This window comes from Deinococcus radiophilus (assembly GCF_020889625.1).
Classification (GTDB): domain Bacteria; phylum Deinococcota; class Deinococci; order Deinococcales; family Deinococcaceae; genus Deinococcus; species Deinococcus radiophilus.
The window spans coordinates 184,385-196,267 of sequence record NZ_CP086381.1 but is presented as its reverse complement, the minus strand read 5'-3'; the positions used below and the strand labels follow the sequence as shown (position 1 = coordinate 196,267).

Annotated in this window: 13 protein-coding genes; 5 read left to right on the top strand and 8 right to left on the bottom strand. The window is 55.5% G+C overall.

Annotated features, from left to right (window positions below; translation table 11 throughout):
- Positions 1–441 precede the first annotated feature (441 nt).
- Positions 442–1,887 (top strand): replication initiator protein A, encoded by a 1,446-nt coding sequence (locus LMT64_RS11810; RefSeq protein WP_126351828.1) that lies wholly within the window; start codon positions 442–444, stop codon positions 1,885–1,887.
- 127 nt (positions 1,888–2,014) lie between these two features.
- Here LMT64_RS11810 and LMT64_RS11805 read toward each other — a convergent pair whose 3' ends face one another.
- Positions 2,015–2,938, bottom strand: coding sequence for a ParB/RepB/Spo0J family partition protein (locus LMT64_RS11805; RefSeq protein WP_126351829.1), 924 nt, complete (start codon positions 2,936–2,938; stop codon positions 2,015–2,017).
- On the bottom strand, positions 2,938–3,738 hold the full coding sequence (locus tag LMT64_RS11800; RefSeq protein WP_126351830.1) for a ParA family protein: 801 nt from the start codon (positions 3,736–3,738) through the stop codon (positions 2,938–2,940). Before LMT64_RS11800 ends, LMT64_RS11805 begins: the two co-directional genes overlap by 1 nt.
- A 182-nt stretch (positions 3,739–3,920) precedes the next feature.
- Here LMT64_RS11800 and LMT64_RS11795 point away from each other — a divergent pair, with 182 nt between their 5' ends.
- Positions 3,921–4,964 (top strand): MBL fold metallo-hydrolase, encoded by a 1,044-nt coding sequence (locus LMT64_RS11795; protein ID WP_126351831.1) that lies wholly within the window; start codon positions 3,921–3,923, stop codon positions 4,962–4,964.
- 95 nt (positions 4,965–5,059) lie between these two features.
- Here LMT64_RS11795 and katA read toward each other — a convergent pair whose 3' ends face one another.
- Positions 5,060–6,634 (bottom strand): catalase, encoded by a 1,575-nt coding sequence (gene katA, locus LMT64_RS11790; protein WP_126351832.1) that lies wholly within the window; start codon positions 6,632–6,634, stop codon positions 5,060–5,062.
- Positions 6,631–6,927: a hypothetical protein gene (locus tag LMT64_RS11785; RefSeq protein WP_229253473.1), complete on the bottom strand. Its 297-nt coding sequence runs from the start codon at positions 6,925–6,927 to the stop codon at positions 6,631–6,633. The genes katA and LMT64_RS11785 overlap by 4 nt, the downstream gene beginning before the upstream one ends.
- A 10-nt stretch (positions 6,928–6,937) precedes the next feature.
- On the opposite strand from LMT64_RS11785, the gene LMT64_RS11780 reads away from it, so the two are divergent.
- Together LMT64_RS11780 and LMT64_RS11775 are read left to right on the top strand one after the other, a co-directional pair.
- Positions 6,938–7,273: a WGxxGxxG family protein gene (locus tag LMT64_RS11780; protein ID WP_126351834.1), complete on the top strand. Its 336-nt coding sequence runs from the start codon at positions 6,938–6,940 to the stop codon at positions 7,271–7,273.
- A 277-nt stretch (positions 7,274–7,550) separates the two neighbouring features.
- The gene (locus LMT64_RS11775) at positions 7,551–8,639 is read left to right on the top strand and encodes a transposase (RefSeq protein ID WP_229253472.1); all 1,089 of its coding nucleotides are present in this window, start codon (positions 7,551–7,553) and stop codon (positions 8,637–8,639) included.
- A gap of 130 nt (positions 8,640–8,769) precedes the next feature.
- On the opposite strand, the gene LMT64_RS11770 is transcribed toward LMT64_RS11775, so the two are convergent.
- Complete coding sequence (locus LMT64_RS11770) at positions 8,770–9,273, bottom strand: integrase core domain-containing protein (RefSeq protein WP_229253359.1); 504 nt, start codon at positions 9,271–9,273, stop codon at positions 8,770–8,772.
- Between the two features lie 68 nt (positions 9,274–9,341).
- Between LMT64_RS11770 and LMT64_RS11765 the strand changes: the two genes are divergently transcribed.
- Positions 9,342–9,590, top strand: coding sequence for a hypothetical protein (locus tag LMT64_RS11765; RefSeq protein ID WP_229253349.1), 249 nt, complete (start codon positions 9,342–9,344; stop codon positions 9,588–9,590).
- Positions 9,591–9,683: 93 nt separating this feature from the next.
- Here the strand turns inward: LMT64_RS11765 and LMT64_RS11760 are convergent, their stop codons facing one another.
- The 3 genes from LMT64_RS11760 to LMT64_RS11750 form a co-directional block, all read right to left on the bottom strand.
- Positions 9,684–10,541 (bottom strand): integrase core domain-containing protein, encoded by an 858-nt coding sequence (locus LMT64_RS11760; protein ID WP_229253471.1) that lies wholly within the window; start codon positions 10,539–10,541, stop codon positions 9,684–9,686.
- A 14-nt stretch (positions 10,542–10,555) separates the two neighbouring features.
- On the bottom strand, positions 10,556–10,843 hold the full coding sequence (locus LMT64_RS11755) for a transposase (RefSeq protein WP_126352484.1): 288 nt from the start codon (positions 10,841–10,843) through the stop codon (positions 10,556–10,558).
- A 27-nt stretch (positions 10,844–10,870) separates the two neighbouring features.
- Positions 10,871–11,879 (bottom strand): IS630 family transposase gene (locus tag LMT64_RS11750; RefSeq protein WP_211334211.1). Its coding sequence is split into 2 segments (ribosomal slippage): positions 10,871–11,410 and positions 11,412–11,879, totalling 1,008 coding nucleotides; the frame shifts between segments, so codons are not numbered across the junction.
- Positions 11,880–11,883 lie beyond the last annotated feature (4 nt).

Below are 11,883 nucleotides of genomic sequence, written 5' to 3'. Positions count from 1 at the left end.
TCGGCATGTTTGCTCTAAAGTTGCCGAGTAAATCGGTAGTGGGCCTTTAACTCCCACCCGATTTACTCGGTATGTTTTTGTAATTCCACCCGATTTACTCGGCATGTCCTGAAGAGTTATCCACAGGTGTAGGCCCGATTTACTCGGCATGTTGACCCGATTTACTCGGCATGTTTTTGTAATTCCACCCGATTTACTCGGCATGTTGACCCGATTTACTCGGCATGTTTTTTGTAATTCCACCCGATTTACTCGGCATGCTTGATACATGAATGCTGTCTAGCACGCAGTTTGCCTCAGGGCCCTTGATGATGATCATCATATATATCTTTTAAAAGAATCAAAGATCATCAATCAGGTGAAAGCACGCTAACAGCTACGGAGCATTTCAGCATCTTCCCCGGAATGGTTTCGGTATAGTGCTATTGAGGAGACAGGTCCCTGGCACGCTCACAAAAGCAAAAGTCAGTTACGCCCACACCGCCGTCTCAGCTAGACCGCTTTGACGAGGCCAATTCTGCTCGTCTAGGGCTGATTTGCGTGCAGGAGCGAATTCCAGAAGACTACACCCGCTGGGACATCGAATTTCTGGTAGATGATCGACCCTCACGCTTGACTTGTATTTCCCCAGGCGAGTATGGCGGTGTCCCGCACGGTCTGGATGGAGATTTCGCCACCATCCTGAATGTTATGTACCTGGAGCAAGGAGCACCTGAATCTGGCATTGTGCACACCACGGCCTACCAGATGTTGCAGCGGGCAGGATTCCCAGATTCAGGCCAGTACTACCAGTCCTTACAAGAGAGTTTGGACCGCCTTAAGGCCGCAACCTACACAGCCAGCGAGTCCTGGCGCGATCACAAGCGGCAGCGTTGGACCACCGTGAAATTCAACATCATCGAGCGCATTACTGCTGAGACACAGGATGGACTAGGCTTTGGCAGTGGGACCACGCTTAAAATCCAACTGGCCCGCCCAGTGGTGGAAAGTATCCGCGAGAAATACCTCAAGCCATTGGACATGAGCTTTGTGCTTAGCCTGAAACGTTCTTTGACCCGCAGCCTTTACCGAGTCCTGGATGCACATCGTTATCAACCCAGCATGACTGCTGAAGCTGCCGCTGAATTCCGAATCAACCTGCAGCAATGGGCACGGGAATGCAAGTTACGTGAAACAGTACCTGCACGCATCAAGCGCAATCTCGAAAGTGCTCACAAGGAGCTGGTAGAGCGTGGATATCTGACCTCAGTGGAGTACGAAGGGAGCCGCGCAGACACCGTTATCATCTACACTTTCGGTGATTTGCCTGCAACCACGCCTGCACCAGAGCCTGTGATTGAGGTTGTTCCAGACGCGCCAGTTACGGATGCGCTTCGGCGCTATGGGGTTGCCCCGACAGTAGCACGCAATTTGGTTTCCGAATTTGGTGAGTCACTGGTGACTCAGCGGCTGGAAAAGTTTGAAGCGATGCTCAAGAGCGGGTATCAGGCCCGCAAGAAAAGTGCCCTGCTGGTAGATATCATCCGGGATCAGGGCGGTAAGTACGCTGATCCCGAAGGGTACCAAGTTGAGCCGCAGCGATCAGAAGCAAATTTGCAGGCCGCCACAGTTGCCAAGCGCATGGAGGCTGAAGAGGCTCAGCTGAATCACCGCCTACAAGAAGAATTCAGGTTGCTGGATCACTCAGAGCAGGCTGCCAGAGCACTGACCCAGGTCCGAATGTTCGTAGGCCGCGAGGTGTCTGAGCGCACCCTCAAAACACTTCTAAGCGCTATGACCAGTGAACAAGTCGAACCGTACGAGGTCTACCGCGCCGTGACACGTGCCGCATCGGAACTGCGCCTGGCTGACTTCGCGCATGAGCTACGCTACGCCTACGGTGATTAGCACAGAGCATCAAAGCTTGCTATGGCCTTTCCTGGCGCTGTAAGACACGAGAAGGCCATAGCAAGCCCTAAAGGGGGTTTTTCCTCGAAGGGACATTTAGTGGGCCCTTATTTTTGGTCTGAGGGCTTCAAGGAGAATGGGAATCTTGAGCCAGCAGTTCGTCCAGCTTCAGCAGAAGTTGCTCAACTTTTTTGCGTTTGACTTCGGGAAGCTGCGCTAATCGGCGCTCTCCTAGGCCATTTTTCACGCGCTGTGCTACTTGTTTGATGGTAGGCGATTGATTCTCACGTAGCTGCTGAATTTCGCGCCGCAGTTGAGCCGCGCTCCAGCCTTCACGTAAGGCCTGGACTAGCAATTGAGGTCGCAGGGGATCCTCCCCTAGATCCAGCAAGGCTAAAGCCGCTTGTTGACTGAGGCCTTCACGCATGGCCTGGCGCTCATCGGCAGTGAGATTTAGCAAGCGCGATGATCGGACCAGGGTGGCAAGGCTTGGAAGCCCCAGAACAGCGATCAGATCTCTAACTTGCGCTTCTGGCGAATTTTCGGGGAATGCCTCTCCCCCATCACGCGCACGGATCAGTACCGTCCGAAGCTGCCGTAAGGGAACATTCAAACGCCTGGCGAGTTGGTCTAAGGAGGCGAACAAGAGGTCGATTTGGCTGACAGCTTCGCGTAGCTCATTTTCCTGTCGGGCGATCCGGACAATCTGATCATCGTCCAGTTCTCTGACCAAGGCGCTGATATGGGTTAATCCAGCCGCCTTAGCTGCCCGCCAGCGCCGTTCTCCAGCCACCAGTTCGTAGAGATTACTGCTCGCCTTAGGCCGTAACAAAATGGGTTGAAAAACATCGCCAAACGACTGGATGCTGGCAACCAGCGCATCAAAGCCAGGACCGCTAAAAGCGTTGTCCCCAGTAGCGTACCCGCGGGGATTATGGCCTGGCATCACCACAATCTGATCCAGTTCAATCTGACTGATGCCTTCACGCTGATAGTTCTCTACAGCGCGGCTGAGGTTGATGCGAGAAGCTGCACTGACCTTTTTGGCCATCAGATCACCTCCAGCAGGTGATCCAAAACGGCCTTGAGTTCGGCAGTTGCGGGATTGTTCGGCTGATCTAAGGCCACTGCTCCACGGGCAGGGAGCACATCCCGAAAGATGGCAGGTCGCTCCGTGACAGGGGGTGATACTGGTCCCAGGTCAGTCAGTTGGTTACTGATCATCTCGTAGATTTCACGGTCCTGGGTTCGCTGCTTGTTGTAGACCGTAGGAATAAATGATGCGATTCGTAGATCGGGATTCAGACGCCGGCACTGAGCCAACACTTGCGTCACGTTTTCGATGTTTTCTACAGACTTGATGTGCGTGGGCATAGGAATCACTGCAGCGTCCGAGGCAACCAGGGCGGCGCGGGTCAGGCCGCCATTGCTGGGTGGAGTATCGATCAGGATGTAATCGTACTCGTCTTCCAGGCGTTTCAGGGCGTCACGCAGGCCGATGAGGAGGGAATCGTCGGTCATCAGAATATTGTCCAGCGAACGCAACTGCTGGTGCGCTGGGATCACCGATAGCGCAGGCATCCGCTCTGGCCGAAAGGGTTCAGGAAAATCGTTTTCAGCCTCTTGCAAAATGATGTTCAGAGTTGATCCCAGGCGGTGAGCACGACTCTCCGGGTCATCGAGAAGTCCCATGCGGCGAGTCAGACTGCGCTGAGGGTCAAGGTCAATGAGGAGCACGCGGTTGGGCTGACCACCTTTGCGGGTGCGGGCCGACAACAGGTAACCCAGCTCGGCCACCATCGTCGTTTTGGTCGCGCCACCCGCCTCGTTCCAGAAACTGAGAATTTTCACTTGTGCTTCCTTTCCTCGGAGGTACAGAAGGCAAGAAGATTTACGAAATCTGCGCCCCGACTTTCAACGTGAAAGTAGCATGTCTCCGGAGTCTGACGTCACCTCTCTCAAAGCCCAAATTTTCTCACCGTCCCTCTGCTGGATGTCACTGTACATGCGGCAGGCTTGCTATCCTCCTGCCCATGACTGAAACACTTTCTCCTGCCCGAATCACCCAGTACCATACGGAGAAAGGTAACCGCGTCTATGCCATGGAAGTAGATGCTTTCCGCGCTTTGAGCGTCAATGTTCTGGTGCTGGTATGCGGTTCCCCAGAACATCCCGACTACACTGCGCTGGTGGATTTCGGGAGTGAGCGCCCCGCCTGTCATCAGCAGATTGTGGGTGGCTTCGACACATTGCGTGAGCGGTATGGTGAGCAGGTCTATCCTGATCGCCTGAACCGTGTGATCTTGACCCATGCCCATCCGGATCACGTGAGCGGAATGGGCTTATGGCGCGATATCTGTCCTGCGCCGATCAGTGCTCATCAAGGGGCGCAAGCAGTCTTGGAGCACCCCAAGCGTGAGCAGGAACGCTCGCAACACCAGATGACCGAGATGCTGACTTGGATGGGTGTGCCGCAGGCTGTCGCCCGGCAAGAGGCCAGACAGCAGGCAAGGCCCATGTTGCCAGCAGCCCTGGCCGCCGATGAATATCTGGATCATGGTGAATTGATTGATGGCCGCTGGCGCGCCATTCATGTTCCAGGGCATGCCTCCGACCAGATCTGTATTCGGGTAGATGACTTGCTGCTTACAGCAGATCATCTGCTCCCTGGTAGCCTTCCACCCCTGTGGCCTGAGCGACTGAAGCCAGGCCTCGGTATTCGTCCTTATCTGATCGGGTTGGCCCGTATCAGTGCTGAGCGTGATGTCGCCTTGGCTGTACCTGGACACGGACTGGCAGTGGGAGATATGTCTGCCCGCATCTCCGAAGTGCGCCAGAAGCTGACTGAGAAAGCCCAGAGGATTTATCATCAAGCGGAGCAGACCCCTGATCTGACCATCTTCGAACTTTACCGTTTACTGTTTCCCGACGTTATCGGCCCCAGGCAACGGCTTTTGCTCAGCCAGACAGCCGCAGTGATGGAGTACCTGCAGGCTCAAAACTTTCTCCTTGAAAGTCCAGGGGCTCAGGGGAGCCGTTGGAAGATCAATCCAGATGTGCCACCTATCGTGCGCTGAGCTTCTCTCTCAGTTCGAGACAGCGCAGCACAAGAAAGTCGCCCAATCATTCGGGCGACTTTCACGGTGAAAGTTGAATTGAGATTGCTGATTGCTCAGTCGGCGGACTGCTTGATATCGGGGCCTTGCTTGCTGCTGGTTTCGCGTCCATACGGCGCAGGGGCAACTTCTTGCAGCTGGCTTTCTTTGGCCTGGATGCTTTCTTCGACACGTCTGCCGTAATCCTCATCACAGGCATAGAAGTACTCCAGCATTTTCTGCTGAATGCGTGAATCGACTCCCGCCAGAGCGCCTGAGAGATTGTTGATCAGCTCGTCACGCTCCCAGTCAGCGAATTCGCGGTATTGCTGGCCAGCCTGTCCGAAGTTGTTGGCTCTTTCGATGGCTTCGCGGACCAGTTTGCCTTCGACATAAGGAGTGTGAGGGTTGTGCTCACGGGGAGCTTCTTTTGGGCCGCTCAACACGCTGGGCTCGTAATTGACGCGGGCGTCCTGTCCATCGAAGGTGTCCACATAGTAGGCCATCTGACCGTCACGCTGATTGCTCGCCACCTGGCACTTGGGACGGTTGATCGGCAACTGCAGGTAGTTGGACCCGACCCGGTAGCGCTGGGTGTCCGAGTAGCTGAAGGTACGTCCCTGCAGCATCTTGTCGTCGCTGAAGTCCAGGCCATCCACCAGCACACCTGTACCGAAACAGGCTTGCTCGGTTTCAGCAAAGACATTCTCGGGGTTGCGGTTCAGGGTCATGGTACCGACATGGCGGAAAGGGAACTGATCGGTGGGCCAGACCTTGGTGTCGTCCAGCGGATCGAAGTCCAACTCGGGGTGGTCATGGTCTTCCATGATTTGCACGTACAGGTCCCATTCAGGGTAGTCACCGCGCTCAATGGCGTCATGCAGATCCTGGCTGGCATGGTTGAAATTGGTGGCCTGAATCCGGTCGGCTTCGTCCTGGGTCAGGTTGCGAATGCCCTGCTTGGGTTCCCAGTGGTATTTGACCAGTACGCCTTCGCCCTGGGCGTTGTACCACTTGTAAGTGTTCACACCGCTGCCCTGCATGTGGCGGTAGGTGGCAGGGATTCCCCAGGGGGAATACAGCAGGGTGATCATATGCATGGCTTCAGGCGTGCCGGCAAAGAAATCGAAGATCCGTTCCTGGCTCTGGATGTTGGTGGTAGGGGAGGGCTTCTGGCTGTGGATCAGGTCTGGGAATTTCAGGGCGTCACGAATAAAGAACACCTTGAGGTTGTTGCCCACCATGTCCCAGTTGCCGTCTTCGGTATAGAACTTAACAGCGAAACCACGTGGGTCACGCAGCGTTTCCGGTGAATGCGTGCCGTGCCCCACAGTGGAGAAACGGACGAACACTGGAGTTTCTTTGCCCTCTTCCTGAAAAAGCTTGGCACGGGTGTAACGGCTGATGGGCTCGTCGCCTACCTTGCCGGTTGCGCGGAAGACGCCGTGTGCTCCAGCACCACGGGCATGGACGACACGCTCAGGTACGCGCTCACGGTCAAAGTGGCTCAGCTTCTCAATGAACTGATAGTTTTCCAGCGTCATTGGGCCACGGCTACCGATGGTGCGGCTGTTCTGGTTGTCGTGAACTGGATGACCCTGGCGGGTAGTCAGCTGTGGATTCTGGCCTTGTTGAGAATCATTCCTAGTCATAGCTGTACCTTACCGTACGGGCAGGGAAGGGGTAAAGCCCGACTGTTGAGCAATGCGGCAAACGGATAGAACAATTCTGAAAGCTCCAGAGAAGACGAAAATGTCACATAACTGACGTTTTGTAAAGGTCTTCGTTGGGCCATGTGTAGAATTTCTGAAAGATTTTCCCCTTTTACTTCAGAACTGAGTCTGAGCCGTGTAATAGCGTAAGTCTGTTCTTCGGAGACGAAGTAACCGCCTTTCAGGGCTTCCCTTGGCTTAAGTGCCGAAGATTGTGCCATCTGATTTTTCAAGGAGATCATCATGAAAAAAGTTGCTTACCTGTTGCTGCTCACCACCCTGGCTGCTGCTCCCGTGTCCGCTCAGACTGACACCACCTCTACCACCACCACCGACACCACGACCACCACGGAGCCCGTGACCAACACCACGACCGCGCCCGATACCACCACTACGGTTGAGCGTGAAGAGACCAACCTTACCTTCCCTTGGGGTCTGCTGGGTCTGCTGGGTCTGGCTGGACTGGCTGGTCGTCGCCGTGAGCCTGACCATGTGGTTCACACCGTCCCTACCCACACCACCACCCATACCACTCACACCAACCCGACTAACGTCAACAACCCTAACAACCGCCGCTAAGTTCGGTTTGGCAAAGTGCAGGCCTCCTTATGGGGGTCTGCAGTTTGCAGTATATTTAGCGGCCCATTTAAAGCTAGGGGTAATTCACTAGATCACGAAGAAATGTCAAGCCAACGTAGAAATATTTAAGCAGACGGCTGCCATCCTTCAGTGTTTTGATTGTGTCGAATAATCTGCTTGCCAATAGCATTGAGAGGCCGGTGGCTGTGAATCCAGCTCAGAACTTGCACCTGAATACGTAGACAAAAAGCGCTCCCAGAGCTGAACATCTGGAAGTGTGCACAAACAGGTTTCAGGGGAGCGCGCCCATATTCTCTCACAGCGGATTCTGGACATTCCAGAGACGCTGTACCAACGGCGAAGCCTGGAGGCTTCGCTGCACCTTTTCCACAGTCCAGGCCAGAAGATCAAATTCAGCCAAGCTGAAGGAGTCAGTCCCAGTGCACTGAGTCGCTTTTTCAATGTCTACGGCTGGGATTCAGACCGTTGCTGGGACGAAATGCAGGACTTCCATTGGCGCATCTTGCTGGATGCGGCTCGCCACAAACGCAGACCTCGTCTGCGGCTCAGTGTGGATCTGACCACGTTGGAAAAGGTGGGGACTCAGCTGCCCTATGTCAGCGTCTACAATGGCAGGCACGGTATCCATCTGGTCGTCCTGTTTGCCGAGTATGAGGAACTGAAGTTCCCCATTTCCTACCGGGTGTACCAGGGCAAGCACACCAGCACGCCCGTCACTCTGGCGCTCGACCTACTGGAAGAGGTGCCGGACTTCATCAAGAAACGTTTCCGGGTACGTGTCCTAGCGGACAGCGGCTTTGAAGCCGCTGTTTTTCTGGAAGGCGTGCGGCACCTCGATTTCGAGTTCGTGGTGGGTGTGAGGAGCAACCGGCGCACGGACCATCCTGGGCGGGTGACGGTGGCGGACTGTCCGCATGGAGGCTATGTCAACTTGGCCAACTGGTCTCTGGAAACGCTGTCTCTGGGGAGAGTAGACCGTGGGGACCGGGAATTCTTCGCGGTGTCGTCTGAACTGTTGGAGGGGGATGAGATCATCGCTGAGGGTGGGCGGCGCTGGACATTGGAGTCCTTTTTCAAGGAAGGTAAGCACCAGTTTGGGTTGGCGCAGTTCGCGCTGCGAACTGCCAGGGGTCTGGACCGCTGGATTCTGATGGTCTTCCTGGCCTTCACCCTGACCATACTGCATCGCTCAGAAGGGATGACCTTGAAAGAGGCGGCACGCCTGGCCCTCTACACCCTGTTCCCCGTAGTCAGGCTCAACCATCTTCTGAGTCAGCTCCAAAAAGAACGAGAATTTCTTCTCCAGCACGGCTATTCGCTCAGCTATGCAAGGTGCAAGTTATGAGTCCAGGCCATTTTACAATGAATGGATACGGTCTTATATCCAAAAGAGGTGCTGGACAAGAGAGATCTTCTCGTACAGGACTTCTTTCAGATCGCCTCTCTGGGCGGAAGGTAGTGCTCCAGAAAATCCTTCAAGCGGCTTTAAGAGACTCGGCCACTTCCAGCAGTTTAGCCCAGGGATAGCCATACCCCAAGGCTGAATGAGGCCGAACGATGTTGTACCAGGTGCGGAATTCAGCGCATAACGCGCTGAGTTCCGCTTTCGTCTGCGGTTCCTCCCTGAAAATGAACTCGTACTTCAAAGTGCGGTTGACCCGCTCCAGGATGCACATTCCACCCAGCTGCGATACCTTCGCCCTGACCCAGGTACCTACCTCCTCACAGGCCGCTTTGAACTCGTGGGACGTGAAGTCCGAGCCACCATCCGACATCACGACCAGCGATTCCTCGATTCCCAGTTTCTTCAGTTTCTCAACTCCTCCTCGCAGCGCGGTGACCGCGCTGCTGGCCGATAACGAGCGCACCACGTAGACATTCAGCACAGCTCGAGTTTCCACGTCCAGAACGATATATGCCCAGGAAATCCCATCTCGTAAAGCAAAGCGAGTGGCATCGATTTGAACCCGTCTACCCATAGGCCAAAAGTGGCCGGCACGACACCAGGCACCCGTCGTCTTGCCTTCTTAGCTGCAGGAGGGCTAAGTTGAAGTTCAACCAACGTCAGACGTACTTCATGTCGTCCTGGACAGGTTTGTCCTGTCTTTTTAGCTTCCTGTCGAAGAAGATGGTGGATGCGCCTGTAACCACAGGTCGGGTAATGCAAAGCCATCTCCCGAATACGTTCCTGCCTTGCACATCTCCGTTTCTCACGTTCGACACGGTGCTTTTCCTGCTGACGGGCATCACGAAGCCGCCAGACAGGGATATCAGCTTCGCGGGCGAAGCTGGATAGGCTGAGATGGGGATGGTCTTTACGCACTTGCTCGTACAAGCTGAGAAGCTCTTCCAGGCTTAAAGACCCCTGGGTAGTGGTACGGAAAATCCTTCAGGCCACGTTCGAAGATTCCGTAGCTTCCAGCAGTTTAACCCAGGGGTAGGCGTACCCTAGACTGGAATGCCTTCTCCCGGAGTTGTACCAGTTTTTAAACTTCGTGCTGAACGCACGAAGCTGGGCAATATTCGTCAATTCTTCCCGGAAGACGCCGTCATATTTGAAGGTCCGGTTGAGCCTTTCCAGGATGCCCATTCCTCGCTTCTGTGAGACCTTGGCCCGTACCCAGTTGCCCGGCTCCTGACAGGCCGCCTGGAATGCGCCAGACGTAAAATCTGAGCCACCATCGGTCATGATCAGGAGCTGCTCGTCTATGCCGAGATGGTGCAGCACATGGACTCCTCGTTGCAGCGCGGTGACCGCGCTGCTGGCAGAGAGATTCCGGACCACTTCAATGTGCAGTAGTGCGCGACTTTCTACGTCCAGGACGACATAAGCCCAGCAGATCCCGTCCGGCAAGCTGAGCCGTATGGCATCGACCTGAACTCGGCGGCCCGCTGGCCAGAGAACGATAGAGGTAGGGCATGCCGATGGACGGCGCTTCTTTCTGGGAACTGGGCGCTGCACCTTCAACTCCACCATGCAGCGACGAACAGTATGGAGGCCCGGAGCAGGCCGCAGAACATCTTGTTGTAGGGCCTGATAAATCAGACGGTAGCCGCTGAGTGGCTCTTCAAGGGCTTTCAGCCGTACCTCTTCCAGGACGTGCTGACGTCGCTCCGTCCGCTGTGCAGAACGCTCTGCGTTCTGCCGGGTATCACGCAGGACATGATATGGAAGCTCAACCTCAGCCGCAAATTGACTGAGGCTGAGCTTCGGGTGGTCTCTGAGCAGCTCCTGGTAACACGCCAAGAGCCCATCTATGCTCAGAGACCCCGGATTTTTTTTGCGATATAGAGCGACAATTCTTTGTCGGCAATGATGGCTTTAAGCTGCTGGACTTCCTTCTTCAGCTTCTTTTGAGCCGCATCCGGCCTGGCTCCCTGGAGGCGGGCACGGCCCGCCTCTAGAAACTGGGCCCGCCAGGTATGAATCAAACTCTCGCTGACCTCGTACTCACGAGCGGCTTCTGCGATGGTGTGTTCCCCGCTCAGGACAGCCAGAACAATCTGTTCCTTGAGTTCAGGTGACCAAGTTTTGCGCTGTTTTCCCATATCTTCCCTCCAGTGTGCCCCACCCTCCTATTGATACCGGCATAAGTTAGAACCCATGAGTCGGCGAGGCAGGTCGAGGTACCGGATCCGCTGCCAGGCGACCACGAGTTTTGCCTTTAAGGTGGAGACCGAGCGGGCACAGAAGTTCCCCAGCACATTGCGTTTGACGTACGCCCACACCAGTTCAATCGGGTTCAACTCTGGAGCGTACGGGGGCAAAAACACCAGCGACAGGCGTTCGTGGAAACCCACGAACGCTTGGGTCACCTTAGACTGGTGAATGCGCGCGTTGTCCAGCACGACCACGATCTCCCCCTGAACATGGCGCAGCAGATGTCGAAAGAACCGGGTGACGTCTGCACTGCGAATCGCCCCGGATTTGGTGTGCTGGAAGAATCTCCCGTCCGAGGTGATGGCCCCGATCGTGGAGAGCTTCTCCCAGTTTGCTCTGAGCGTGACCAGGGGCGTGACGCCCCTGGGTGACCACGTTCGCCTTCGTACGCCTTTCAGCGAGAAGCCGACCTCATCCAGGTAGACGAGCGTTGCGCCTTCAGCAACTTTTTTTTCCCAACTCCGGTGCGACCTGTTCCCGCCAGTATGCGATCCGGAGTTCGTTGCGCTCAGCGGCCCGCCCATTCGGCATCTGGGGTGTAAAGCCCAGCTGACGAAGGATTCTGCGGACGTGGTCGTGGTGGTACCACACGTCGAACTGCCGCCCGATCAGGTCCGTCACCCGCCTAGTGCTCCATGTTTCATCGGGGAAGCCGTGCTGCAAAGCACCCTCCCACAGGAGGGTGCGAAGGTGCTCAAGCTGGGTGGGCGTGAGTCGGGAGGGGCGTCCGGTCGTCACCGTCGCCTGGAGAGTGCCAGTACGCTTCAGCTGTTTCTTCCAGTTGCTGACGGTGTGCACGGAGACGCCGAAGTGCTGGGCGATCTCCTGGTGTGAATGCTTGCCCTTTTGAAGCCAAGGGGTGGCAGCCAGCCGACGTTCTTCGAGCTGGACTCGGGAGTACTTGGAAGGATGCCATTCAGCCACGCCC